The 24,404-nt window shown below is 59.0% G+C and carries 33 protein-coding genes and 1 pseudogene; 28 read left to right on the top strand and 6 right to left on the bottom strand.

All coding sequences use genetic code 11. The annotated features are described in order from the left end of the window. Nucleotides 1–10: 10 nt before the first annotated feature. From NTD87_RS19150 to NTD87_RS19170, 5 genes are read right to left on the bottom strand one after another with little or no spacing between them, the layout of a single operon-like run. Complete coding sequence (locus NTD87_RS19150) at nt 11–328, bottom strand: pyocin activator PrtN family protein (RefSeq protein ID WP_262115758.1); 318 nt, start codon at nt 326–328, stop codon at nt 11–13. After that, nucleotides 321–500, bottom strand: a complete 180-nt coding sequence (locus NTD87_RS19155; RefSeq protein ID WP_262115759.1) for a hypothetical protein — start codon at nt 498–500, stop codon at nt 321–323. The genes NTD87_RS19150 and NTD87_RS19155 overlap by 8 nt, the downstream gene beginning before the upstream one ends. Continuing rightward, entirely contained in the window at nt 487–771 is a 285-nt protein-coding gene (locus NTD87_RS19160; RefSeq protein WP_262115760.1) for a phage antirepressor KilAC domain-containing protein, read from the bottom strand. Before NTD87_RS19160 ends, NTD87_RS19155 begins: the two co-directional genes overlap by 14 nt. Nucleotides 772–780: 9 nt before the next feature. Then, nucleotides 781–1,371 carry a hypothetical protein gene (locus NTD87_RS19165; RefSeq protein WP_262115761.1) on the bottom strand — a complete coding sequence of 197 codons (591 nt, stop codon included), beginning with the start codon at nt 1,369–1,371 and terminating at the stop codon, nt 781–783. After that, entirely contained in the window at nt 1,368–1,544 is a 177-nt protein-coding gene (locus NTD87_RS19170; protein WP_262115763.1) for a hypothetical protein, read from the bottom strand. Before NTD87_RS19170 ends, NTD87_RS19165 begins: the two co-directional genes overlap by 4 nt. 189 nt (nt 1,545–1,733) lie before the next feature. On the opposite strand from NTD87_RS19170, the gene NTD87_RS19175 reads away from it, so the two are divergent. Beyond that, nucleotides 1,734–3,134: a KAP family NTPase gene (locus NTD87_RS19175; protein WP_262115765.1), complete on the top strand. Its 1,401-nt coding sequence runs from the start codon at nt 1,734–1,736 to the stop codon at nt 3,132–3,134. 30 nt (nt 3,135–3,164) lie between these two features. Here NTD87_RS19175 and NTD87_RS19180 read toward each other — a convergent pair whose 3' ends face one another. Further along, entirely contained in the window at nt 3,165–3,896 is a 732-nt protein-coding gene (locus NTD87_RS19180) for a LexA family protein (RefSeq protein WP_262115849.1), read from the bottom strand. A 79-nt stretch (nt 3,897–3,975) separates the two neighbouring features. Between NTD87_RS19180 and NTD87_RS19185 the strand changes: the two genes are divergently transcribed. The 27 genes and pseudogenes from NTD87_RS19185 to NTD87_RS19315 all read left to right on the top strand — a co-directional run bounded on the left by NTD87_RS19185 (nt 3,976) and on the right by NTD87_RS19315 (nt 24,283). Further along, the gene (locus NTD87_RS19185; RefSeq protein WP_262115767.1) at nt 3,976–4,236 is read left to right on the top strand and encodes a hypothetical protein; all 261 of its coding nucleotides are present in this window, start codon (nt 3,976–3,978) and stop codon (nt 4,234–4,236) included. 336 nt (nt 4,237–4,572) lie between these two features. Next, complete coding sequence (locus tag NTD87_RS19190; RefSeq protein ID WP_262115769.1) at nt 4,573–5,091, top strand: phage regulatory CII family protein; 519 nt, start codon at nt 4,573–4,575, stop codon at nt 5,089–5,091. After that, nucleotides 5,084–5,311, top strand: coding sequence for a TraR/DksA family transcriptional regulator (locus NTD87_RS19195; protein ID WP_262115771.1), 228 nt, complete (start codon nt 5,084–5,086; stop codon nt 5,309–5,311). The genes NTD87_RS19190 and NTD87_RS19195 overlap by 8 nt, the downstream gene beginning before the upstream one ends. After that, the gene (locus NTD87_RS19200) at nt 5,301–7,517 is read left to right on the top strand and encodes a VapE domain-containing protein (RefSeq protein WP_262115773.1); all 2,217 of its coding nucleotides are present in this window, start codon (nt 5,301–5,303) and stop codon (nt 7,515–7,517) included. Before NTD87_RS19195 ends, NTD87_RS19200 begins: the two co-directional genes overlap by 11 nt. Further along, nucleotides 7,510–7,872 (top strand): hypothetical protein, encoded by a 363-nt coding sequence (locus NTD87_RS19205; RefSeq protein ID WP_262115774.1) that lies wholly within the window; start codon nt 7,510–7,512, stop codon nt 7,870–7,872. The genes NTD87_RS19200 and NTD87_RS19205 overlap by 8 nt, the downstream gene beginning before the upstream one ends. A gap of 527 nt (nt 7,873–8,399) precedes the next feature. Continuing rightward, nucleotides 8,400–8,744, top strand: coding sequence for a phage holin family protein (locus NTD87_RS19210; protein WP_262115775.1), 345 nt, complete (start codon nt 8,400–8,402; stop codon nt 8,742–8,744). A gap of 206 nt (nt 8,745–8,950) precedes the next feature. Next, nucleotides 8,951–9,553, top strand: coding sequence for a terminase small subunit (locus NTD87_RS19215; RefSeq protein WP_262115776.1), 603 nt, complete (start codon nt 8,951–8,953; stop codon nt 9,551–9,553). A gap of 4 nt (nt 9,554–9,557) precedes the next feature. Beyond that, on the top strand, nt 9,558–11,573 hold the full coding sequence (locus NTD87_RS19220) for a phage terminase large subunit family protein (RefSeq protein WP_262115778.1): 2,016 nt from the start codon (nt 9,558–9,560) through the stop codon (nt 11,571–11,573). A 1-nt stretch (nt 11,574) separates the two neighbouring features. Further along, nucleotides 11,575–11,781, top strand: a complete 207-nt coding sequence (locus NTD87_RS19225; RefSeq protein WP_123584688.1) for a phage head-tail joining protein — start codon at nt 11,575–11,577, stop codon at nt 11,779–11,781. Next, entirely contained in the window at nt 11,781–13,262 is a 1,482-nt protein-coding gene (locus tag NTD87_RS19230; RefSeq protein WP_123584689.1) for a phage portal protein, read from the top strand. The genes NTD87_RS19225 and NTD87_RS19230 overlap by 1 nt, the downstream gene beginning before the upstream one ends. After that, on the top strand, nt 13,259–14,419 hold the full coding sequence (locus tag NTD87_RS19235; RefSeq protein ID WP_262115780.1) for a head maturation protease, ClpP-related: 1,161 nt from the start codon (nt 13,259–13,261) through the stop codon (nt 14,417–14,419). Before NTD87_RS19230 ends, NTD87_RS19235 begins: the two co-directional genes overlap by 4 nt. Continuing rightward, entirely contained in the window at nt 14,416–14,760 is a 345-nt protein-coding gene (locus NTD87_RS19240) for a head decoration protein (protein ID WP_123584691.1), read from the top strand. The genes NTD87_RS19235 and NTD87_RS19240 overlap by 4 nt, the downstream gene beginning before the upstream one ends. 62 nt (nt 14,761–14,822) lie before the next feature. After that, nucleotides 14,823–15,818 carry a major capsid protein gene (locus tag NTD87_RS19245; RefSeq protein ID WP_262115781.1) on the top strand — a complete coding sequence of 332 codons (996 nt, stop codon included), beginning with the start codon at nt 14,823–14,825 and terminating at the stop codon, nt 15,816–15,818. Between the two features lie 2 nt (nt 15,819–15,820). Continuing rightward, nucleotides 15,821–16,141 (top strand): hypothetical protein, encoded by a 321-nt coding sequence (locus NTD87_RS19250; RefSeq protein WP_262115783.1) that lies wholly within the window; start codon nt 15,821–15,823, stop codon nt 16,139–16,141. Next, nucleotides 16,138–16,803 carry a phage tail protein gene (locus NTD87_RS19255; RefSeq protein ID WP_262115784.1) on the top strand — a complete coding sequence of 222 codons (666 nt, stop codon included), beginning with the start codon at nt 16,138–16,140 and terminating at the stop codon, nt 16,801–16,803. The genes NTD87_RS19250 and NTD87_RS19255 overlap by 4 nt, the downstream gene beginning before the upstream one ends. Further along, nucleotides 16,796–17,311: a hypothetical protein gene (locus NTD87_RS19260; protein ID WP_262115785.1), complete on the top strand. Its 516-nt coding sequence runs from the start codon at nt 16,796–16,798 to the stop codon at nt 17,309–17,311. Before NTD87_RS19255 ends, NTD87_RS19260 begins: the two co-directional genes overlap by 8 nt. Before the next feature lie 29 nt (nt 17,312–17,340). Then, nucleotides 17,341–17,874 (top strand): phage baseplate assembly protein V, encoded by a 534-nt coding sequence (locus tag NTD87_RS19265; RefSeq protein WP_262115850.1) that lies wholly within the window; start codon nt 17,341–17,343, stop codon nt 17,872–17,874. Nucleotides 17,875–17,928: 54 nt separating this feature from the next. Then, nucleotides 17,929–18,180 carry a hypothetical protein gene (locus tag NTD87_RS19270; protein WP_262115786.1) on the top strand — a complete coding sequence of 84 codons (252 nt, stop codon included), beginning with the start codon at nt 17,929–17,931 and terminating at the stop codon, nt 18,178–18,180. Between the two features lie 5 nt (nt 18,181–18,185). Next, complete coding sequence (locus NTD87_RS19275; protein ID WP_262115787.1) at nt 18,186–18,512, top strand: GPW/gp25 family protein; 327 nt, start codon at nt 18,186–18,188, stop codon at nt 18,510–18,512. Next, nucleotides 18,509–19,390, top strand: a complete 882-nt coding sequence (locus NTD87_RS19280; protein ID WP_262115788.1) for a baseplate J/gp47 family protein — start codon at nt 18,509–18,511, stop codon at nt 19,388–19,390. Before NTD87_RS19275 ends, NTD87_RS19280 begins: the two co-directional genes overlap by 4 nt. Before the next feature lies 1 nt (nt 19,391). After that, nucleotides 19,392–20,000, top strand: coding sequence for a phage tail protein I (locus tag NTD87_RS19285; protein WP_262115789.1), 609 nt, complete (start codon nt 19,392–19,394; stop codon nt 19,998–20,000). Beyond that, nucleotides 19,993–21,438, top strand: a complete 1,446-nt coding sequence (locus tag NTD87_RS19290) for a phage tail protein (protein ID WP_262115790.1) — start codon at nt 19,993–19,995, stop codon at nt 21,436–21,438. The genes NTD87_RS19285 and NTD87_RS19290 overlap by 8 nt, the downstream gene beginning before the upstream one ends. 15 nt (nt 21,439–21,453) lie before the next feature. Beyond that, nucleotides 21,454–21,882, top strand: a complete 429-nt coding sequence (locus NTD87_RS19295) for a phage tail assembly chaperone (RefSeq protein ID WP_262115791.1) — start codon at nt 21,454–21,456, stop codon at nt 21,880–21,882. Nucleotides 21,883–21,986: 104 nt separating this feature from the next. Beyond that, nucleotides 21,987–23,153, top strand: a complete 1,167-nt coding sequence (locus tag NTD87_RS19300; protein ID WP_262115792.1) for a phage tail sheath family protein — start codon at nt 21,987–21,989, stop codon at nt 23,151–23,153. A 12-nt stretch (nt 23,154–23,165) separates the two neighbouring features. Then, complete coding sequence (locus NTD87_RS19305; RefSeq protein WP_262115793.1) at nt 23,166–23,669, top strand: phage major tail tube protein; 504 nt, start codon at nt 23,166–23,168, stop codon at nt 23,667–23,669. A 14-nt stretch (nt 23,670–23,683) separates the two neighbouring features. After that, nucleotides 23,684–23,959 (top strand): annotated as a pseudogene (locus NTD87_RS19310) (phage tail assembly protein); the annotation flags it as partial. A 39-nt stretch (nt 23,960–23,998) separates the two neighbouring features. Beyond that, the gene (locus NTD87_RS19315) at nt 23,999–24,283 is read left to right on the top strand and encodes a phage tail assembly protein (RefSeq protein WP_262115851.1); all 285 of its coding nucleotides are present in this window, start codon (nt 23,999–24,001) and stop codon (nt 24,281–24,283) included. Nucleotides 24,284–24,404 lie beyond the last annotated feature (121 nt).

The following is a 24,404-nucleotide window of genomic DNA, read 5'->3' on the forward strand; positions in this document are numbered from 1 at the left end:
GTTTTGAGTGTTACTCGTTGGTTTCTTCCTGCTGTCGCTGCATGTCTTCGTCGGCCTTGTAGGCGCGGATGTCGATCAGCGAGGCGACGTGGCGGATGTGGGCGTATTTTGGCGCCTTGCGGCTGGTGTCTAGCGTGGTGATGGGAAGCTGAATCCGGCCGCTGTTGATTTCGGCCACGAACGATTGCTCGTTGAGGTTGCGGAAATACTGCTCGCGGACCTTTTCCAGCGGGATCAGCACGTCGCCGAAGGTGCGGTAGAGTAGTTCGACGGTGGCTGATTCTGGTGCGGGTTGTAGCCGCAGTGGGGTTTGGCTTGCGTTACTCATTGGCTTGCTGGGCCTCCTTGCGTTGTGTTCTTGCCGGGTGATTCCAGGCGTTCAGGCAGTGGCGTTTGGTCAGCTCCCGCAGATGCTCCGGCACTTCGAGAAGCGCGGCGTTGCGCTCCTCGCGTGTGCGCATGGCGACGATCTGGCGGGCGTATTCCCTAGGCCACGTCACGGTGGTCTACCGGTATTTCTGGTAGAGCGAGACCCAGTTGTTCGGCGAGCCAGCGAATGCCGGGTTGCTTCACTCGGGTTGACTGGCTGTATTGCATGCCGAGCTTCTCGTGGTACCAGTTGCCGTTTTTGACTCGCAGATACTCGCGATCACGAGTCGGATAGGCTGGTAGGTTCTGATCGTTGAGCAGGCCCGTTTCCCGCATGAGGTTGATCAACTTGGGCCGGGTGATACCCAGGTGCTTGGCGGCTTGGGCGAGAGTGCGTTCCATGGTGGCCTCCTAAGCTGCGTGCGCAGCGGGAGTCGCTGCGGCGGCCAGGTGGTTGATGGACTCGGCCACTTTCTCGTAGATCTCGATGTCGTTACCGCACACGGTGAAGCACTTGGTGCGCGGACTTTTCACGCCGATGCTCATGATGGTGGTGACGCCGGTACGCGTTTTGGTGCGATGGATAGCGACATGGATGGGGAGTTCGAAGCCCATGTCGAGGCTCACTACACCGCCGGTACGCACCAGCTCGAACACCCGCTGCTTGTGCTCGGTATCGAATCTCCCGTACTGGCGGCTTGCATGAGGGAGGTTTAGCAGGTCGGCCGTGTTACTGGTATCGAACGGGCCGTTGGCAATCTCCTCGATAAAGTCGGCCAGTTTGAGGTGCATCTTTTTTTCGTTCTGCAAGGTAAGCGTGTGGCGCTCGCTGCCCAACTCGACAGTGAAGAGGGTGTCAGACTTGCTGCGTTCAACTTTCAGGCGGAACGCCAGGGCTTCGCGCTGTGGTGTCGACCGTAGCGTGTGATTGAAGGTCTCGCTCAGATTGACCTGGGCGTTGAGCAGTTGCAGGGTGCGGTTGTCGAGTTTGAACTTGCTCATGCTGCGTGCCCTCCGCCATTGGGATCGAAAGGAGCGGGTGTGGTGCGGGCTTTCTGCTTCGGTTTGGTGGTGACAAACGAGCAACCGCATTCGCGGGCCAGGCGGCGAATCTCGAAGATGCGGAAGGGGTCAGCAGCGGCCGGATGGACGTGCAGGGTGGCTGTGGTGTGCATGGTGTTGCCTCGCTCTGTGGTGGAAGAGTGAGACGAATATCAACCATTGGTTGCGATAAGTCAACCATTGGTTGATATGTGCCGCGTTTCCATGTTTTCCATGGCTGCTCATACTCTTTCGATGGTAAGGTCAAAAGCTGTGGGTAAGTAGTTCACTCTAAAAATTTTCTTATTTAAAGGACATGGTAAGTGAAGCTAAAAAGCAAAGGATTAGAAATTCCTTCCGATGACATATTTCAGAACGATAAACTTCGGCGTAAAGGAAGTGTTGAAAATCTGACGCTGTTGCTTAACAATATTTCTTCTCCTTTAGTGTTTTCCGTTAATGCCCCATGGGGCGCTGGCAAGACGACATATCTTCGGATGTTGCACTCGAGTCTAGAGTCTGAAGGGAGAAAGACTATATATTTCAGTGCGTGGGAAACAGATTTTGCATCTGATCCGTTGTTGGCATTTTTAGGTGAAATCAATATCGGTTTAAAGGGTTTTTTGGGCAGTAGTCCAACGAAAAATAAAGCTTGGGAGACGGCTAAAAAAGCAGGTGCACATATTCTTAGGCGAGGTCTTCCTGTTGGCGTAAAAATCGCTACGGCTGGACTTATTGACGCCGATAAATTGATAGAGGATGAGTCAGCTAAACTTGCAGAGGCGCTTTCCAAGGATGTGATAGATGCATACTCAAAAAATAAGGAGGCGATTGCTGAGTTCAAGTCAAGTGTTGGGCAAGTACTTGAAAAAGATGGTGGTGGCACTGAAAAGCTTTATATTTTTGTAGATGAACTAGATCGATGCCGACCTACTTATGCTATTGAGTTGCTTGAAAGAGTTAAGCATCTGCTGGATATTGAAGGGTTAGTATTTGTTTTGGCTCTGGATAAAAACCAGCTTTCACATAGCGTCAGAGCTGTATATGGCTCAGAGTTTGACGCTTTGGGTTATTTGAAGCGTTTTATTGATGTTGAATTTAATCTGCCGCCTGCAAACTTTGATTTGTTTATCGATCATCTTTACAAACATTTTGAATTTGATAGGTATTTTGCTGCGAGAAATTTCGGGGATATTGCCTTTGATGGAAGAGACTTGGTTTCATCAATAAAAATAATTGCCGACAGTCAAAAAATGCCACTCAGAAGTATTGAGCAGTTTTTCGCAAAGGTAAAATTGGTTCTATTGAGTGTAACCACAAAAAATTATTTGTATCCAGAACTTGTGGTGTTTTTGCTCTTTGTTAAAGATGGGTACTCAGATATTTATGCGGAATTTTCGAGGCAAAATGGTGATGTAGAAAGATTGGTCGGTATTATAGATAAGGTTATGGTGAGTGAGGGAAGGGATGCAGACACTCTAAGGCAGCATATTGAAGCATCGATTATTGCTGGAAGCTTGAGCGCTGAGAATAAATGGGCGCAGGATTATCTAAAGAAGATCACAAGTTTAAGTCAGGTTGCTACTACCCCTGAGTTGGCAAGGCAGCACTACAATAGGGTGGTAGAGTTGACTGGGTATTTCACTCGTGGAGGTAATAGGGTGCCTTTGGATGTGATTCTTAATCGTATAGAAATGTTGAATGGTTTTAATTTCGAAGAGTGATTGTTCTGCGTTATGTTTGCTTTTGATAAACTACTCAGGAATAAAGGACCCTACAACCTTTCCACAAATATGTGTCTCCTCCGTGATATCAATGATTGGGTATTGCGGATTTATTGGTCGCAAAAATTGACGCCCAGCATCCTCAACTAGAATTTTAAACGTTGCCTCATTGGTACGTGGAACCCTAGCGATCACTCGGTCACCTGTCTTGGTCTCAGCCTCTGGATCAACAAATATGATGCAACCGGTAGGGTAGCTACGGCCTGGCCCTGGGTTCGTCATTGAATCGCCAAGAACTTTCAACGCATACCCATGGTTGCTGATTGGAACAGGGCAGGACAGCCAAGAGTCAGCATCATAGGACTCAAAATTCGAAATCGCCTCACACCATGCACCTGCCTGAACCCACGAAATCAGCGGAACCTTGCCAAAACGTTGGTTGATTTCACTGACGTTGCTCTCATCACCGACCACCAGCTGGCGCACATTGTTTTCGCCGGTCTGTTCCTTCGGTAGCACTCCGTATTCAAGCCATTCCCGGCGCACCTTCAACCACGAGCAAAGCGCAACCATGCTGTCGGCTTCGGCTATGGCCTCTCCGTTCAGCCACTTGCTGACGGCCTGCGTGGTCTTATCAACCCCCAAGCTCTTCAACTGACGATGGATGTCCACGCCACGACCCCGGCTGCGTACGCCGGCATCGTCGAGGGCTTCATGTAGGCGCGAGCTGAAAGCGACGCGTAGTGTATTTTTATCAACCATAGGTTGATAGTGCCACGGAGCTTGCGCAATAGTCAGTTGATGTTTAATATCAACTCCGAGTTGATAAATGGAGGTTGCCATGCTGGACCCCGCAGATTTTCCGAACGCCATCGCGTTCGCGTTTGAGGCAGTAGGCGGCATCGGGGCCGCCGCGAAGGTGTGCGACAGGAGTTATCAGGCGTTGAACAAGTGGCGCCTGGCAGCCAGCCTGCCGCGAACCGACTACACCGGTGAAACCAAATACGCAGTTCTTTTGGCATCGGCTGCAAAGCAGAAGGGCAACTCGTTTGAGTCCACCTGGTTGCTGAATGCATCTGCGCCGCAGAAAGCTGCTGCATAGCATAGTCAGAAAAAAGGCGGCCCAAGGGCCGCCCAGTTCCTCCCGGCACGCACCACCACAGCGGTGTCGGGTCGCGGCAAAGATAAGCGGGCACACCACATGCGAACCGTCGATCTTTACCGCGCTTTCCAAGGCACGGATGCCTTGGTGTTGCTGCCTTCTCCACCACAGATTGGGCAGCTGTTGCGCCAGAGGTGAACGATGGATCGTTTGCCTCGGCACGGTGCCGGTGTCGATCCTGAAGATCTAGCCGGCGTTTGGGCCCTTTCAAGCCACGCGGCAAATGTATCACCACTGCATGTCGCGCGGCACTGGCAACTTACAAGGATTAATGCCATGAGCCGAATCGCTCTGAGTTGCGTTGATCGAGCACAGCGGGAAATCCTGCCGCTCGACTTGGCGCTTTACCATGCTGCTCGGGACTATCCCGGCGGTGCCGCTGCAATCGCCGCCACCACCGGCCGCAATCCCACCACGCTGCAACACAAACTCTCACCCACACATCCGAGCCACACGGTCAACATTCAGGAATTCGGCGAGATCCTGGAGCTGACCAAGGATCGCCGCATCCTTGATGCCGTGCATGCCTTGGTCGGCGACACGATCTGGCAGGAGTTAGCTGAGACGTACACCAATGACATGCCTGAGACGCTGACCACCGGTATTGCTGCGTACTTCCGGCAGGTTGCCGACCTGGCGGACACCTGGGCCAAGAGCATCGGCGATGGGGTGGTGTCGGACCACGAACTGGCCGAGATTCGCCTACAGGTGTTTCGCGGCATTCAGGGGCTGCTGGGGATGTTCAACCGCGCCAAGTATGTCAACCAGACTACGCGGGGTACGGATCGTGGCTGATATTGCAGACTTTGCGAATGACTTAGTGCAGGAGCGTCTTGATCAGGCTCTGGCCGCTCGAAATGCAGTCAAACCTGTGACGGCAGCTTACTCATTCATGTACTGCGAAAACTGCGGTGAGCCGATCCCAGAAGCTCGCCGCCTCGCTGTGCAAGGGTGCATTTACTGCGTGTCCTGTCAGGCGGTTGATGAAGTGTTGGAGGCCCGCCATGCTCGATGAGGTTCTGAATCAGTTCGCGTACTATGGCCTGGAGCCCAAGCAGCCTTTGGTGTTCGGCAAGCTGACCCGCTGCAAAACCACCCAGGACAAGGGCAAGGAAAAAAACGGTTGGTACGTCGTCCACGAGCATCGGACTGAAAAGAACGAAACGCTGATCTTCGGGAGCTTTGGTGACTGGCGTTCGGGTGAGACGCAGAAGATCAAGGTCAAGGCCGGGCGGATGTCGCCAGAAGAGCGTGAGGTCATGCGTGCTCGGCAGGAAGACGCCAAACGTCGAGCCGCTGAGATCGCTGCAAATGCCGCACGCAGAGCGGCGAACCGGGCGGCGGGGTTGTTCAAGCGCATGCCGGAGAAGGGCCGCAGCGACTATCTGGATCGAAAGCAGATCGTCGGTTTTGGCGTTCGTTACGCACCGCGCTCCGGCGCGTTTTTGGTGCCTATGTGCAATGTGCGGGACCAGATCGTCGGCCTGCAGGTGGTGTTTCCAACCAAGCAGGAAGACACCGGCCGGGACAAATCCTACTGGCCTTACGGCATGTCAAAAGAGGGCGCCTTTCACCTGGTTGGTCCGCACCCTGAACCGGGCGAGCCGGTGTTGGTGTGTGAGGGTTACGCAACAGGCGCTAGCCTGCACATGGCGACCTCGCTGACCGTGGCCATCGCCTTCGATGCGGGCAACTTGCTGGTGGTTTGCAAGGCCATGCGTGAGCGCTTTCCGGGTTGCCCACTGATCGTCTGCCGCGACGATGACTGGAAGACGAAACGCCCAAATGGCGAGCCCTGGAACCCCGGTGAAGAGAAGGCGAACAACGCGGCTTTGATCGTTGGTGGTCAGGTGGTTGCTCCAATCTTCTCTGGTGAGCGGGAAGACAAGTGGACTGACTTCAACGACCTGCACGTTGCCGAAGGCTTGGAGGCGGTCCGCCGCCAGGTGTTGGCGGTGGTCAAACCACCTGCAGCAGGTGGCTGGAAGGATCAACTGGCTCGCACTGAAAACGGTGCCCTGATCGCGCACATGCAGAACGTCGAATTGATCCTCGGCAATGATGAGCGCTGGGCTGGGGTTATCAGCTACAGCGCTTTCAGTTCGAAGATCGTCAAGCTGCGGTCAGCCCCCTACGGCGGCGGCACCGGCGACTGGGCCGACATTGATGATGTCCGGGTGATGAAGTGGCTTGCGCAGCAATACAACCTGCGGGTGAAGTCGACCCAAGTGATCGAGGCGGTGAGCGTTGTGGCCCATGACCATGCGTTTCACCCGGTGCGGGAGTACCTGAACAAGCTTGAATGGGACCGGGTGCCTCGACTCGAAAGCTGGCTCACCGATGTCATGGGTGTTCAGGCAACTGACTACTCGGCCAAGGTCGGTAAGCGCTGGATGCTTTCGGCGGTGGGGCGGGTGATGAAGCCCGGCTGCAAGGCTGACTCGGTGATGATCCTCGAGGGCGCGCAGGGGGCTGGTAAGTCGACGGCGATGAGCATCCTCGGCGGTGAGTGGTTCATGGACACGCCTTTCGCCCTGGGCGACAAGGATGGCTTTCAGGCGATTCGTGGCAAGTGGATTGTCGAGTTGGGGGAGTTGGACAGCTTCAACAAGGCTGAGAGTACCAAGGCCAAACAGTTCTTCTCCGCGTCCACCGATACCTACCGCGAAAGCTATGGCCGCAGAACGAACGACGTGCCACGCCAGTGTGTGTTCGTGGGTACGACCAACCAGGACGAGTACCTTAAGGACGCCACCGGTAACCGACGTTATTGGCCGGTGGCCTGTACCAAGGTCGATCTGGAGAAACTGCGTGAGATCCGCGACCAGCTCTGGGCTGAAGCGATGTTCTGCTATGAGGCGGGTGACATCTGGTGGGTGACACCTGACGAAGCCCCGATGTTTGCCGAGGCACAGGACGAGCGTTTTGTGGTGGACGAATGGGAAGGGCCGATTCTGACCTGGTTGGAGGAGTCGCAGATTGGCGAAACCACCTCTGGCAGTGAGGTGCTGACCAATGCGCTGAAGCTCGACTTCGGCCATTGGGGAAAGCCCGAGCAGATGCGTGTCGGGGCGATCATGCACCGTCTCGGCTGGCGGCGTACCCGCATGCCGGCGCTGGTGAAAAGCGGGCAGCGGCCTTGGGCATACAAGAAGCCGGCAGGTTGGGGCGGTGCTTCTGCGTTGCAGAGGGAAGCGTTCGAGGAGCCTTGCTTTGATTAAGCGAATCGACGAGATGCTGAAACTATGGGCCGAGGATCTGCACAGCCAACGCGAAGGCGGGTCGGAATTGGGCGGTGGCAACATGATTGCCATGTTGATGGAGTGCAAGGGGGAGCTGATTCGCGGGACTCGCGGCAGCCGGGTGTTGTTGGATGAATCGGCGGACATCGAGCTGATCGTGAACAAACACTTGCCACCGCAGTTGTCGGTGGTCGTGCGTGAGCACTATTGCAATCACGAAAGTTTCCTGTCACAGAAGTACACCCATTGCGGTTGCAGCCGCGAGACCTATTACCAGCGCCTGCATGAGGCGCATCTGTGCATCGCCGGCATGTTGATGGGGAAGGCCGCGTGACCCCAGGCATGACTCCGGTTGTTGCTGTCCCACTGGCCCGCCTTGTCCCGCTGCGTTTTAACGCGGTGGGGCAAGCGCGGGCCGCGTCGTTGTTGAGCTGTCCCACCGTCCCACCTTCTGGAGCGTCCCGCCCATGTGAGCGCAGCGGACACCAGCACGCGCCCGTGGCGCGCATGCGTGTTATTCAATTCCTTCCTTTACACGAGAAAGAAGATAGAAAAGTAGGACAGTGGGGCGAAGCCCCGAATTTAGGCGCTCTCAGGCGTCCCACTTCGACTCTGAAAGGTGGGACAACTGGGACAACGCCAAAGCAACAGATAGCCGAGGTGGTGTATTCACCGACATTGCCTAGGCGTTCACCCTGCGTTACCCACATATTCACCGGGTGGCATTAAAGTGGGGTTGCTGCCACCGGAATCCACCTGTAAAAAGTAGTCATCTTCGATAGGTGCGACCGCAGAGAGCGGCAGGCACCACACACCAAACCCGGCCCTTGCGCCGGGTTTTTGCGTTCATGGGGTAGGACGATGTCAAACGAGCAGCAAGCGCTTATAGATATGCCGATCTGGATGGTGATCGTGCTGTCGCTGGTCGGCGGGGTTTCAGGCGAGATGTGGCGGGCAGACAAGGCGGGGGTTCGCGGTTGGCCGCTGATTCGCCGATTGGCCCTGCGGTCGGGGGCCTGTGTGGTCTGCGGGCTTGGCACCATCATGTTGTTGCACGCTGCCGGGGTATCGATCTTGGCATCAGGCGGCATCGGATGCCTGACCGCGATGGCCGGCGCTGATGTGGCCATCGGCTTGTACGAACGCTGGGCCGCCAAGCGATTGGGCGTGTGTGAAGTGCCTCCGGCCGGGGGGGAGCAAGGGTGATTGGCTGGAGGCCACGGAATACGTGGCTTTCAGAGGTTGCGCACGGTTTTGGTGCGCGATTTTGACGCCGGGGACCCTGAGGGTATCCAAGGGGTACGGGGTCGGAAACCCGCGGGAAAGTGTTAGCGGCAGCGTTGCCAGCTTACTGAAATTCAATCCATTGAAATTGAAAGGTTCCCATTGAAAAGCCGTTGAAAGGAGGGCTTATGACAGAACCAACGTACCTGTCGAAGAGCGCCTTCGCGGCTCGGATCGGCAGGGCGCCCAGCTACATCACCTGGTTGAAAAACAACAACCGCTTGGTGCTGAGCGCCGATGGTAAACAGGTCGATGTTCTGGCCAGCGAAGCGCTGATCCGCGACACCGCTGACCCCAGCAAGACTGCCGTCGCTGATCGACACCACCAGGACCGGCTTCAGCGTGACGTTTACAGCCAGTTATCCAGCCAGGTCGAACCGACTTCAACGGCTGCGCCGCCGCCCGCGATCACCCCTGCGGGGCAGCTGCCCGACTTCCAGAAAGCCCGCGCACTGCGCGAGCACAACCTGGCGCAGCTCGCTGAGATTGAGTTGCACAAGGCCAAGGGCTCGCTGGTCGCGATGGCTGCGGTGCAGACCGGCGCCTACAACGCCGGTCGCATGCTGCGCGATCAGCTTTTTGGCATGCCTCCGCAGTTGGCCCCCGAACTGGCATCCATGACCGACCCTTGGGAAATTGAAAAGCACCTGACGGCGGCGATCCGTCGCTCGCTGGAAGACGCCGAACGCATGTCTTCAGCGGACCTTGAACACGCACTGACCACGAGTTAAGCCCATGCCCACGGAAATTCCTGACGGTGCAGAGGTGTACCGCGAGGCGTATTTCCGTGGGCTACGGCCTGACCCGGACGTCTGGATCGATCAGTGGGCCGACGAGTACATGCGGATCCCGCGTGACACCGGCGCCGCTGAGCCGGGCCAGTACCGCACCTCGCGCACGCCGTATGCCCGCGAGCCCATGCGTTGCCTGTCGCCGGCTCACCCTTGCAAGCGCGTGATCACCATGGTCGCGTCGCAGCTGATGAAAACGCAGATCGGTCTGAACTGGATCGGCGGCCTGATGCACATGGCGCCGTCGAACATCCTGGCGCTGCTGCCCAGCCTCGGCCTGGCCAAACGGGTGTCGTCGCGGATCGGCAAAACGATCAAGGCCACGCCTGTACTGCGGGAGCGGGTGGCGGCCAACCGGTCGCGGGACTCGCGCAATACCATGGATACCAAGGAGTTCGAGGGCGGTACGTTGTACGTCACCACCGCCGGCTCGGCCGCCAACCTGTCGGAGCTGTCGGCGCGCTACGTTTACGGCGACGAAATCGACCGCTGGGAAGTGGACATCGGCGAGGAGGGCGACCCTATCGAGCTGGCGGAAACCCGAGGCAGTACCTTTGGCCGCAACGCCAAGTTCTACTTCTCCAGCTCGCCGACGATCAAGGGCGCCTCGCGGATCTCCGACCTGTTCGATGGCAGCGACCAGCGTCACTACTACGTGCCATGCCCGACCTGCGGGCACATGCAAATCCTTGAGTGGGAACGGCTGCACTACTCGAAGGACTTTAGCTTGGTGCATTACCAGTGCGCCGGACCTGAATGTGATGTGCTGATCGAGGAGTACCACAAGGGCGAAATGCTCGCCAACGGCGAATGGCGGGCGCACGCCGAAGGCGACGGCGAGACCGTTGGTTTCCACCTCAACGCGTTGTATTCGCCGTTGGGTTGGATGGACTGGAAGTCGCTGGCCAAGCAATTCGAGAAGGCGAAAAAGGCCCAGGCCAAAGGCGATCTTGAGCCCATGCAGGTGTTTTATAACACCCGTCTGGCGAAGGTTTGGGACGCGGCTCAAGAGCAGACCAAAGCCGACGTGCTGAGACAGCGGGCGCGGTTGGAAACCTTCACCCTCGGCTCACTGCCGGCGACGGTGATGATGATCACCGGTGCCGTCGACGTTCAGGCCAATCGCCTGGAGTTCATGGCCATGGGCTGGGGGGCGGGTATGGAGCGCTGGGTCGTGGACTACCAAGTAGTCTCGGGCGATCCTGCAGACGAGCGCACCTGGGCGGCGCTGGATGAATTGCTCAAGGCTAAATATCGCCATCCGTGCGGTGTCGGTCTTGGCATTCTCGCGGTGGCCGTCGACTCCGGTGGTCACCACACCGATGAGGTCTACCAGTTCTGCCGCGTTCGTCGCTGGCGCAACGTGTTCGCCATCAAAGGTGCGAGCAAACCCGGCAAGCCGGTCATTGCTCAACGGCCGTCCATGGTCGACGTGACCTGGAAAGGCCAGACCGAACGCAACGGTGCCGAACTGTGGTTCGTGGGTACCGACACGGCGAAGGACTGGATCTACAACCGCTACCCGTTCGAGTCCGGGCCGGGCGCGTTGCACTTCGCCAATGACCTGCCGGACGACTTCTTTGACCAGTGCGTGGCGGAGCGCAAGGTCGCCCGCTACGTGCGGGGTCACAAGCGCATCGAATGGGTCAAAGGCAAGGCCGAGCGCAACGAAGCGCTCGACCTGATGGTGTATTGCCTGGCCATGGCGCATTACCTGGGCCTCAACCGCTACAAGGAACATGACTGGGAGCGCGTGCGTCAGTCCCTGGCGCAGTCCGGACTGTTTGACGAAGCCTTGGGCATCAAGCCTGTTCAAGGTGAACGGGTCGATAACCCTGGTCCTGCGACACCTGCTCGGCAACCGGCTCCACCACCCGCTGTTCCGGTCGTGCAAACGCGCCCCGCAGCAACACCACCTCAACGCCGCAGCTCCAGCAGCGGTTACCTGAAGAGACGCTGATATGTCATTTACCCAGAAGCACCTCGACGCGGTTGAGGCGGCCATTGCTCGCGGTGAAAAAACCGTGCGCTACACCGACCGCACCGTGGAGTACCGCACGGTCGATGAGCTGCTCAAGGCTCGCGAAGAAATTCGTTCGTCGCTGGTCAACGCTGCCGGACCGCGCTCGCGTGTGGTTCGGCTGTACCACGGGGGCAAAGGACTCTAATGGCCCGCCATTTCCCTACGCTAACCCGTAACGGATTCGTGTTGCCGTCGAACATCAAGGCCAGTTACGAAGGCGCCGGAGAGGGTCGTCGCTCCACTGGTTGGGATGCTCCCGACAACGGGATCAACAGCATCAACACCCCGGCACTGCGCAATCTGCGGTCGCGCTCCCGGGCAGCGGTTCGTAATGACCCGTATGCCTTCAACGTGATCGACAAGCGCGTCAGTAATCTGATCGGCACGGGCATTACCCCTCGGCCGACGACCGATGATGACGCTTTACGCAAGTTGCTGCAGGAGCTGTGGGGTGATTGGGTCGATGAGTCAGACGCCGATGATCGTACCGACTTCTACGGCCAGCAGGCTTTGGTGGCACGCACGGTTGAAACCTCGGGCGAGTGCTTTGTGCGGCTGCGACCGCGCAGCCCGGACGAGGGCTTGGCGGTTCCGCTGCAGCTCCAGATTCTGGCGCCGGAGTTCGTGCCGCATGACAAGTACGAGAGCACCAAAACCGGCAACACCATCCGCGCCGGGATCGAGTTCAACCCGGGCGGCAAGCGCGTGGCGTACTGGATGTACCTGTCGCATCCGCGCGATGCGGCGTCGCTGAACGCCGGCTACAACCAGTTGGTCCGCGTGCCGGCAGCCCAGGTGCTGCACATCTTCGAGCCGGTCGAACCCGGTCAGTTGCGTGGGGTGCCACGATTGTCGCCGGTGCTGAAGCGTCTGCGCAGCCTGGACAACTACGACGATGCCGTGTTGTTCCGCCAGGAGGTGGCCAACCTGTTTGCCGGCTTTATCAAACGACCTACGCCGGAGTCTGGACCGGTACCCAGAGATCCGGTGACCGGCGCGCCGCTGAGCCTGGATCGTGATGGCTTCACGCCGATGGTCGCCCTTGAACCCGGCACTATGCAGGAGCTCGGGCCAGGAGAAGAGGTTGAGTTCTCCAAGCCCCCGGATGCAGGCAATAACTACCCGGATTTTATGCGGCAGCAACTGATGGCTGCAGCCGCAGGATCGGGCACGCCTTACGAGATCCTCACCGGCGACATGCGTGGGATCAACGACCGAGCGCTCCGTGTGGTGCTCAACGAGTTTCGGCGCCGCCTGGAGCAACTGCAATTCAGCGTATACGTCCACCAGCTCTGTCGCCCGGTGCGGGCTGCCTGGATGGACATGGCGGTGTTGTCGGGTGTCCTGGTACTAGACGACTACGCGCAGAAGCGCCGCGACTACCTGCGTACCCGCTGGGTGCCGCAAGGCTGGGCCTACATCCAGCCGGTGCAAGACGTTCAGGCGAGGCGGATGGAAGTACAGGCCGGGTTCGGTTCTCGCAGTGAAATGTGTCTGCGAACCGGCTACGACGCTGAAACGGTCGATGCGGAAAACGCCGCCGATCTGGCACGGGCTACAGCACTGGGCCTCAACTACAACACTCTCGACGCCGTCCAGCCAATCGACGACAAGGAGCAACCATGAGCAAAAGAGCGCAACCGCGCATTTACAACAGGGCTGGCCAGCGGGTGCAGGTGCAAGACAAAACCTGGTATGCCCTGCAAGCCAGCGGGGAGGCCGCCGAGCGAGTTTTCGAAGTCTTCGTTTACGGCGAGATCGGTGCCTGGGGCATTACCGCCAATCAGTTTGTGCAGGATCTGCGCGCCATGGACGACGGCGTCTCGCCGGTGATCGCGGCGTTCAACAGCATCGGCGGCGATTTGTTTGACGGGCTGGCCATGCACAACGCGCTGTCGCGTCTGGGCGAACGTTGCACCGGCCGTATTGATGCATTGGCCGCCAGTGCCGCCAGCGTGGCGGTGTGCGGTGCACATAAGGTGGTGATTGCAGCCAACGCCATGTTGATGATCCACAACCCATGGACCTATGCGGCTGGGGACGCCGAAGACTTCCGCAAGGTGGCCGACGTCCTTGATCAGACGATGGAGGCGATCATCGCAGCCTACAAGGCGAAGGCGCCGGATATCGATGAGGTCGAACTGCGGCGGCTGGTCGCCGCTGAAACCTGGCTCACCGCCAATGAGGCCGTGGCCCTGGGCCTGGCCGATGAAGTCGGCGACGGGATCAAGGTCAAGGCCTGCCTCGGCCAGGGTGCTGTGTTGCAGCGTTACCAGCACGCACCGGCTGAATTGCTGGCCCAACTCGACGAACCACCCGAAGCGGATCTGGAGCCAGAGCTGGAACCGGTCGATCCACCATTGGTGCCGCCGGTAGTCGATTCGGCCAAGTTGGCATTGATGATCACCCAGCGTTGCACGGCGGCGGGCATCAGCAATCTGGTCGAGCCGCTGCTCAGCTCGACCCAGCTCGAAAGCGAAGAGATTGTTCTGGCCGGCCTGGCCCGTGCCAAGGCGGTGAATGACCTTTGCGTGGCGGCACGCTTGCCGGAATTCAGTGCCGAGTATGTCGCGGCTGGCTTGGATGCTGCGGCGGTTCGGGCACGTCTGTTCGACAAGATCGTCACCAGTGGCAAAGGCTTTGAAATCGACAACAGTTTGCCGCTCGACAACGACCCTGCACCCAAGGTGCTGGCCAAACAACCTGATCCATCCTCGATCTGGGCTGCTCGACAAATCGCTCAGTCCGGAACTGCGCACGGCGCGAAAGGAGTAAGACCATGACCATCAAAAAAGAGCCGATCCACGCAGGTGAATTTCTCCTGTCCGAGGGCGCCGGGAACATTTCGCGGGAATCGATCAACGTTGCGGCAGGCCCGGCGCTGGAGCCCGGGCAGATCCTCGGTCTGGTCACGGCGACGGGCGAGTTCGCGCCGTACCACCCGACCGCCGAAGACGGCACCCAGACCGCCGTGGCGATTCTCTTCGGGCCTCTGGGGGCGTCGGACATCGTGCGCCGTGGTCGCGCTGTCGTACGTTTGGCTGAAATCAGCGAAGCGCATCTGACCGGGCTGGATCTCGATGCCGAAAAGGCTCTGGCCACCCATTTTCTGATCGTTCGTTAAGACGCTCAGTCACGTTTACCCAGCCCGCCTTGAGCGGGTTTTTTCATTTCTGGAGAGTACCCATGGCCGAGATCGCCATTTTTGACGACGAAGCGTTTACCGTGACCGCGCTGACCGCTGCACTGAATGATCAACCTTACCTGCCGGGTCGCATCAGCGCCCTGGGCCTGTTCCGCGAGGAGGGCATTACCACCCTGACCGTACAGATCGAAAAGGACGGTGACACCCTGGCGCTGGTGCCGGCCGGTGAGCGGGGTGGCTCTGGTCTGGTGGTCGCGGCCAGCAAGCGCAACTTGATCCCGTTCAACACTGTGCACTTGCCGGAACGCTTCACCATCAAGGCCGACGAGATCCAGGGCATTCGCGCCTTCGGTACTCGCACCGAACTGCAAGCGGTGCAAGACGTGGTCAATACCCGTCTGGCCAAAGCGCGCCGTCAGTTGGACGCGACCCATGAGTTCCAACGCATGGGCGCGCTCAATGGTTTGATTCTCGATGCCGATGGCCGGACACCGCTGTTGAATCTCTATGATCGCTTCGGTGTTGAGCGTCAGACGTTGTCCATGGGCTTGGCCGACAAGAGCACTGAGCTGCGGGTCCAGTGTGTTGAGGCGTTGGACATGCAGGAGGACGCGCTCGGCAGCGTGACCAGCACCGGTTCCCGCGCGTTCTGCGGCAAGCACTTCTGGAACAAATTGATCGTTCACCCTTCGGTCACCGAGACCTACCTCAACAGCCAGCAAGCGGCGTCCTTGCGCGGTGACGCTCGGGAGAGCTTCGAATTCGGCGGCATTATCTGGGAGCGCTACCGTGGCAAAGTCGCTGGCGTGTCTTTCGTCCACGACGACAAAGCGTTGCTGGTCCCTGAGGGTGTGCCTGATCTGTACATCTCGGTGTTTGCTCCGGCGGACTACATGGAAACGGTCAACACTCAGGGCATCCCTTACTACAGCATGATCGAGCCGCTGCCGTTCAACAAAGGCATGGCCGGTGAAGCCCAGTCCAACCCGTTGCACCTGTGCACCCGACCGCGTGCACAGATCCTGCTGGAGCTCTGACCATGGGCTTTCGCGATCTGATTGCCGAGGTCGACGCAGTGGTGTTCGAAACGCTGGGCGATACCGCACGGATTGAGGGTCGCGAAGAACCGGTGTTCGGTATGTTTGCAGCACCTTGGCTGCAACCGAAGTTCGGCAAGCTCAACACCGGACTCCGTGAGCCACGTTTCGAGATCCGCGTCAGCGATTCGCAGGGCCTGGAGCCGGGCCTATTGGTTAGCATCGATTTGCCTGCCTTGGATGGCGGCGGCGATTACGACCTGCTGCAGCTGGAGCCGAGTGGCGACGGCCTGGTCGCCTTGATCCTGAGGATGCGCCCATGAGTGTCGGTAGCTATTTCAAACCCTCGGCCGGCGGCGGGATGATTTCTATCCAGTCCTCGGCCACGGACCTTCAGGCGTTTCAGGACTTTGCCAAGTTGGTGCCCAAGGCGGCGGCCACCGCGCACCGTCGAGCGATCAACAAGACACTGGGGTGGTTGCGTACGCACATCGCTCGGGCCGTCAGTCGGCAGGAGCGCATTGCCGTCGCGGCGGTGCGTCAACGGTTGCGCAGTTACCCTGTGTCCGGCGGGGCTTCGAGCGGCAAGCTGTGGTTTGGGCTCAACGCTATCGAGTCGAGCCGGATCGGCCGAGCACGGCAGACCGGCAGCGGCGTGTCGGTGGCGGGGCGGCGTTACCAGGGGGCGTTCCTGAAGAAGGTCTACGGCAACAAGCCCGACATCTGGATTCGTACCGCGAGCAAGCATTTCAATGCGGACGACTATCCCGATAGCACGGTGTCACCGGGTCGCGGGCCGAGCTCGGGGTGGGTTGCGGAAAATGGCAGTCGCTTTCCGTTAGCCAAGGCAAAAGTCTCTCTGGAGCAAGCTCGGCCGCACTTCGAAAGCTGGGTTCAAAAGGCGGATGAACGCCTGCTGGAGATCCTGAAACAGGAACTCAACTTTGAGCTGCAGAAGTACCTCAAGAGGATAGGCAATGTCTGACGAGCCTTTGAGCCTGGACCAGCTTTATCAGGCTGTTGAACAACATCTGACGACCCATCTGCCAGGCGTGCAAGCCGTGACGGTCTGGCCGAACATTTCGGACCGTGTCGCGTTGCCGGCGGTGTTTCTGGAGCTGGCCGAGATTGAGCCAGGTCCGGACATTGGCACGGGCGAAACAACATTGGTGTGCAAGTTCGAGGCGCGCGTCATCGTTGACCCGATCAAGCCGCATCATCAACGGCATGCCGTGCAATTGGCGACCCAGCTCGCCGTGTTGCTGCGCGCACAAACGTGGGGGTTGCCGGTCGAACCCGCCGAGTTCGTACAAGCGCAGCAGGACTGGACCCAGCCGGCGCTGGATGGCTACACCGTCTGGCTGGTGGAGTGGACTCAGCAGGTGTACCTCGGCCCCGAGGACTGGCCATGGCCTGATGAGCCGCCGGGCTCGTTGTTGTTTGGCTTTAACGGCGACCTCAAAGAGGACTTTGTCCCGGTGGAGGACGTGTGAGTGGCTACGTAACCTCCCAGCACGACCGGATGCTTGCGGGGATGGTCAAGGGTTGCTTTGTGGTGGCGGTCGATCTGGCTGCCTCCCCGCCGGTGTGTCGGGTTTCGGATGGCGAGTGGACTAGCGCCTGGGTGCGCTGGCACAGCATCGCCGCCGGCAAGGCTAGGCACTGGCGGGCGCCGTCCATGGGTGAGCAGGGGACTTTGGTCAGTACCAGTGGTGACGTGTCACAAGGCACGTTTATCCCGGGCTTGTACGGTAATGCCGGCCCGCCGCCGGATAACCGCGACCATGTGGAAGTTTGGCGGTTTGAGGATGGCGGCTCGCTGGTCTACGACTGGCAGGCCAAGAGCTACACCATCACCCTACCTACCGGTGCGGTGACGATCAAAGTCGGTAGCACGGAAGCCGTCGTAACGGATAGCGCCGTTACCGTAACGGCTGCAAATATCAACCTGAAAGCGGCGGTGGCCATCGACGGTGCGTTACACGTCACGAAAGGCATCACCAGTGCCGGCGCGATCATCGACGCCGGTGGCAACAGCAACCACCACTCGCATTAATTTCAACTCACGACAGCCCGCCCAGTGCGGGTTTTTTCATGCCTGGAGAAACACATGGCCAAGATCGTCGACACGCTTGTCACCGACGAACAGGTGTCTGCATCACCGATGCGGGAACCGCTACTGCTAACGACACCGGAGCGTTTGAAGTTTCGCGACAAGGTCTACACCTCGCGGCTGCTGATCGTTCCCGGCACCGACCGCACCCTGCCGGTGAACAAGGGGGTGGTAGAGGTTCCGGTGTCCGACATCGATGCCGTCAAGCTCCTGAAAGCCAACGAAGAATTCGAACCGCTGAAGGAGTGATGTAGATGATCGGAATGGATCGTCACACCGGCCAGCCCATTTCCGGCATCGCGCACTTGCGGCAATCCGTTCCAGACATATTGGGTACGCCGTTGGGCAGCCGCCGGCATCGACCGGATTACGGCAGCAAGCTCCGGCGGTTTGTTGACTTGCCCGTTAACGAGGGTTGGAAAAGCGCGGTACAGGCTGAAGTCGCTCGCGCCCTGGGGCGTTGGGAGCCGCGTTTGAAACTGGATCAGGTGCGCGTCCTTTCCGTTGTCGGCGGGCAAATCAACCTGAAAATCGTCGGGGAGTACCTGGGCGACGGCGTCACGTTGGAGGTAGCCGTATGAGTATCGTGGATCTGTCGTCGTTGCCGGCGCCGACTGTGTTGGAGCCTCTGGACTTCGAAGAGGTGTATCAGGAAGGGCTGGGTGTCTTTCGCGGGTACATGGGCGGCAACTGGACCGCCGCACTTGAAAGCGACCCGGTGGTTAAGGTGCTGGAGGTCGGTGCTTACATCAAGGTCGGCAACCGCGCTCGGGTCAATGACGCTGGTAAGGGGCTGTTACTGGCGCATGCCATTCGCGGCGACCTGGATCACCTAGGGGCGAATGTCAATCTGCCGCGCCTGGTGATTCAGGCCGAGGATCTGCTGGCGGTGCCACCGGTGCCCGAGGTCAAGGAGGACGACGACCCGTATCGCGAGCGCATCCAGTTGGCCTATGAGGGGCTGACCACGGCCGGACCGCGTAACAGCTACATCCTGCACGCGCGTAACGCCTCGGGGATGGTGGCGGATGCCACGGCCGAAAGCCCGGCGCCTTGTTGCGTTACGGTAACGGTGCTGGGCTTGGATGGGGAAGGTGTGGCGCCACCGGAGCTGTTGGCCACGGTGGCCGCCGCGTTGAATGACGATAACGTGCGTCCGGTGGGTGATCGGGTGACGGTGCAGAGCGCCCAGGTGATCCGCTATCAAATCGACGCGATTCTGCACATGGCCAGCGCCGGCCCCGAGGCGGATGCCAGTTTGGCTGAGGCGAAAAATCGATTGGCGGCCTGGATCAATCCGCGCAAGCGGCTGGGCGTTGAGGTGGCACGGTCCGGCGTAGACGCCCAGTTGCACGTTGCCGGCGTTTCCCGGGTTGAGCTGGTCGGATGGCAAGATCTGGCCCCAACCAAGGCTCAGGCGGCGTTCTGTACGGGCTACACCGTGGCGCTGGCGGGCTGACATGAAAAGCCTACTGCCGATCAACAGCACGCAACTGGAACGGGCCTTGGAGGCGACGTTTTTCGAGAAAACGATTGTCCCGCTGCGTGACCTCTACAACGCCGATACCTGTCCGGTGCATCTGCTGCCCCATCTAGCGTGGGCGTGGTCGGTCGACCGTTGGGATTATCGGTGGACCGAGGCGACCAAGCGCGCGGCTATCAAGGCGTCTTATTACATCCATGCCCACAAGGGAACCATCGGCGCGTTGCGCCGCGTGGTCGAGCCCCTGGGCTACCTGATCGAGATTATCGAGTGGTTCAACACAGTGCCGGAGGGGGTGCCGGGCACCTTCGCGCTGAAGGTCGGTGTCCTCGACACCGGCATCACCGAGGAAATGTATCAGGAGCTTGAGCGCCTGATCGACGACGCCAAGCCCGTTACCCGGCACCTGACCGGGCTGGCGATCAGCCTCGAAACCCAAGGCGCTTTGAATATCAGTGTCGCCCTGTACGAAGGCGACGAAATCGACGTTTACCCGCCGGTCATGCGTGACATTGAAGTCACCGGCTGCTTTGGCGTGGTGGGGCGCGAACACTCCATTGATACCCTGGACGTTTATTATGATTGATGCGAATTCGCAGTTTTTCGCGATCCTCACGAACGTGGGGATGGCCAAACAGGCGAACGCCGATGCACTCGGCATTCCCTGGAAGATCACCGAAATGGGCGTGGGTGATGCCAACAACACTGACCCTATCCCCAGTGCTACGCAAAAAAAGCTGATCAACGAGTGGCGCCGCCGGCCGCTGAATCAACTCAGGGTCGACCCGGTTAACCCGGCGGTAATTATCGCCGAGCAGATTATTCCGGCGGATGAAGGCGGCCGCTGGATTCGCGAGATTGCGCTGTATGACGCGGACGGTGACATGGTGGCGGTGGCCAACTGTGCGCCGAGCTTCAAGCCGGTGCTGTCGCAAGGTTCGGGGCGCACCCAAGTCGTGCGGATGAACTTCATTGTCACCAGCACCGGCAACATCACACTCAAGATTGATCCGGCTGTGGTGCTGGCGACTCGCGAGTATGTCGACACTGCGATCATTAACGTGTTGCCGCCCAACAAAGCTCCCGGCACCTATACGCGAGTAACAATCAACGAACGAGGTATTGTTCAATCAGGCAGCAACCCAACCACGCTGGGGGGCTATGGCATCACGGATGCGTTTAGTCGCTCAGGCGGTGACGTGTCGGGGCCTGTTAGTTTGCTTGAGGCGTGTAGCGTCAATGTCGTAGCTGCTACCTCGCAGAGCTGGGCGGCGGGCGTACATGCCGTGACCAAAAACGAGCGAAAAATCATTGGTGGTTTTGGGGCTTGGGGGGCTAACGACACGCTCAATAATGTCTATATGGGCATTGGTTCCGAGCCATGGTACTCGGGCTACGGTGTGCGGGTGAATACTGCCGGGACTACGATCACCGGGCCGCTTATTGCCTCTGGCGCAGGGCTGACTAATCTTCGCTGGGGCGCTATTTACGACCCTCCGAACACCCTCGCGGGGTATGGGGTTGCCTTTGCCAGTCAGACCGAGGCCGAGGCGGGTGCGGATACCAACAAGCCGATGAACGCCCTGCGGGTATGGCAGGCCATTGCTGCGAAAGTGGTTCAGGCCACCGAAAGCGTGCGTGGCATTGCCAATATCGCCTCGCAGGCGTGGGTCAACGCCGGTACTGATGACACCTCCATCGTCACGCCGAAGAAAATGCGCTGGGGCTTTGCGACCAGCAAGGGGGCCCCCGGCTACATTCTGTTCCCCACTTGGCTTGGCAGTCTGATGATTCAATGGGGCACAGCGGGTACAGTTGCTGCTGGCTCGGGCATCACGGTGACTTACCCGATTGCCTTCCCCAACAACATGGCCATGACGCTGGTGGGGAATAGCTTTAGCAACGGTGGTACCACTGCGACTTCGAGTCTCGGGGTTCAGTACGGAGGCCTGACGCAATTTTACGTTTATGCGATTGGTAGCTTGGGGCAGCCAAATGCTCCATGGATTGCCGTGGGCTGGTAATTAGGAGAGCAAGACATGTCACTTCACTATTCAGCAACCACCGGCGGCTTTTACGACAGCGGCATTCACAAGACCATGCCGGCAGACGCAGTTGAAATCACCGCAAAAGAGCGAGCCGATCTGTTGGCCGGTGAGCGGCAATCCAAGGTAATTGTTGCCGACGGAAACGGGCGCCCAGTGCTGATTGATCCGGTCGAAGACCCAAGTGCGCGGGTCACTCAGGAACGCGCTTGGCGTGATGCAGAACTTGAAGGCGTCAAGTGGTTGCGAGAGCGACACCGCGACGAACTGGAACTGTCTGTAAAAACCAGTCTGAGTGCTGAGCAATACGCCGAACTATTGACCTATTTGCAGTTGCTGCGTGACTGGCCGGCATCGCCCGATTTTCCTGACTCAGCACGCCGTCCGTCTAAGCCGGACTGGATTGCCCAGCAAGCCCGATAAACGCCCCGCATTGACGGGGCGTTTTCTTTTCCGTTACGCGTAACACGAACACCCCTCACAGCCTCGCTTATGCGGGGCTTTTTCGTTTCTGGAGATTGAGCTTTATGAGTTTCTTTCACGGCGTTACGACCACCGATGTCAAGACTGGTGCGCGCACCATTTCGTTGCCGTCGTCTTCCATTATCGGGCTGTGCGACACCTTCACCCCGGGCGTTCTCGGTGGTGGCATCGCCAAGGCCGGCGAGCTGAAATTGATCACCACCGAGCGCGAAGCCATTGCCGCCTTCGGCGCCGATTCGGCGATCACCAAGGCCTGTAAGGCGATCTACAGCAAGGCCAAGGCTGTGATTGTCGCCATCGGCGTGCCCAAGCTGGAAGACGCCGCGCTGCAAACCTCGGCGATCATTGGCGGGGTGTTGGCCTCGGGTCAGCGTACCGGCCTACAGGCCTTGCTCGATGGCAAAAGCCTGTTCAACGCCCAGCCGCGGTTGTTGATCGCGCCGGGGCATACGGCGAAGCAGGCGGTGGCCACGGCGCTCGATAGCCTGGCGCAGAAGCTGCGGGCCATCGGTATCATCGACGGGCCTGGCACCACCGATGAGGCCGCCATGGCCTACGCGGAGAACTTTGGCAGCCGCAACCTGTTCATGGTTGACCCCGGTGTTCAGTACTGGGACACCGACCTCAGCAAGACGGTCGATGCGCCGGGCTCGGCCTGGGCGGCGGGCTTGTTCGCCTGGACCGATGCGGAATATGGCTTTTGGGCGTCGCCGTCGAACAAGGAGTTAACCGGCATCACCGGCACGACCCGAGCCGTCGAGTACTTGGACGGCGACGAGACGTGCCGGGCCAACCTGCTGAATAACGCGAATATCGCGACGATCATCCGGGACGATGGCTACCGCCTGTGGGGCAACCGCACGCTGTCGAGCGATCCAAAATGGTCGTTCGTCACCCGCGTTCGCACGCTGTTCATCCTTATGGATGCCGTTCAAGCCAGTCACAAATGGGCCGTTGACCGTTCGATCACCAAGACTTACGTCAGTGATGTGACTAACGGTCTGGATTCGTTCATGCGCGACCTGAAAGCCAAGGGCGCGATTATCAACTTCGAAGTGTTCCCGGACGCCGAGCTGAACACGGTCAGCCAAATCGCCGAGGGCAAAGTTTATTGGCGCATTCGCTATACCGACGTGCCGCCGGCGGAAAACCCGAATTTCCTTTTCGAAGTCACCGATCAGTGGATGACCGAAGTTCTTGAAGCAGCCTAAGGGGCCTAGTCAATGATTCCTCAAACTTTGTTTAACACCAACCTGTTTGTCGACGGGGTGAACTTTGCCGGCGACGTGCCAAGCCTGACGCTGCCCAAGCTGACCACCAAGACTGATGAGTATCGAGCCGGCGGCATGGCCGGTGCCATCGAGATGGATCAAGGCCTTGAAAAGATGGAGGCGTCCTTTGTCACCAAGGGCGTGCGTCGTGAGTCGCTGAAGCACTTCGGCCTGGCCGATGGTACGGCCTTCAATGCCACTTTCCGGGGTGCTTTCAAGGGGCAGAAGGGGGCGATTACTGCCGTTGTCGCCACCCTGCGTGGGCGCCTCAAAGAGGTCGACCTGGGCGACTGGAAGGCCGGTGACCCGGCCGAGATCAAGCACGCGATTGCGGTGACCTACTACAAGCTCGAAATCGACGGCCGCCTGATGTACGAAATCGACATGGTTGCCGGCGTTCAGGTTGTCGATGGCAAAGACCAGCTCGCCGAAGTGCGCACTGCACTCGGCCTCTAAGGGAATAGATTCAGATGACTCAAGCAACAGATAAAAAACTGCCGGAATGGCTGTCGATCACCCCTGAACGCGCCGTCGTGACGCTCTCGCGCCCAAGCGATGCCAATGGGATCAAGGTCGATACGTTGACCTTGCGAGCCCCGGCCGTGCGTGAAGTCCGGGCGGCCGACCGGGCTTCTAATGGTGATGAAGAGCAGCGTGAACTGATGTTGTTCGCAGGCTTGGCCGAGGTCGGCCTCAAGGATTTGGAAGGCCTGAAGCTGGTGGACTATCGCCGTGTACAGGCGGCCTATTCGCGCCTGGCGCCTGATACCGATTATTCGACGTCGATGCCGGCGTGGTTGTCGATCACCACCGATCACGTGCTGGTCACGCTGTCGTGCCCGAGCGAAATCAACGGCGTCACGGTCGATAAGTTGGCGCTGCGTTCCCCAACCGTGCGCGACGTTCGCTCGGCGAATCGTGAGGCGGGTGGCGATGACGAGCAACGCGAGCTGGTGTTGTTTGCCGAGTTGGCCGGTGCGCCTGTCGCGGATCTGGAGGGCCTGAAGCTGGTGGATTTCAACCGCTTGCAGGCCGGCTATTTTCGTATGGACCAAGACAACGGGGTTTGACCCCGGCGTCATAAAGATGGCCGCGAAACGTTTGGCAGCGGAAACTGGATTTTCCGCTGCCGAGATACTGTCGATGCCATTTGCCGAGATGGTGTGGTGGCTCACGGATTGAGCCGCTACC

This window comes from Pseudomonas sp. 6D_7.1_Bac1, from assembly GCF_025465945.1.
Taxonomy (GTDB): domain Bacteria; phylum Pseudomonadota; class Gammaproteobacteria; order Pseudomonadales; family Pseudomonadaceae; genus Aquipseudomonas.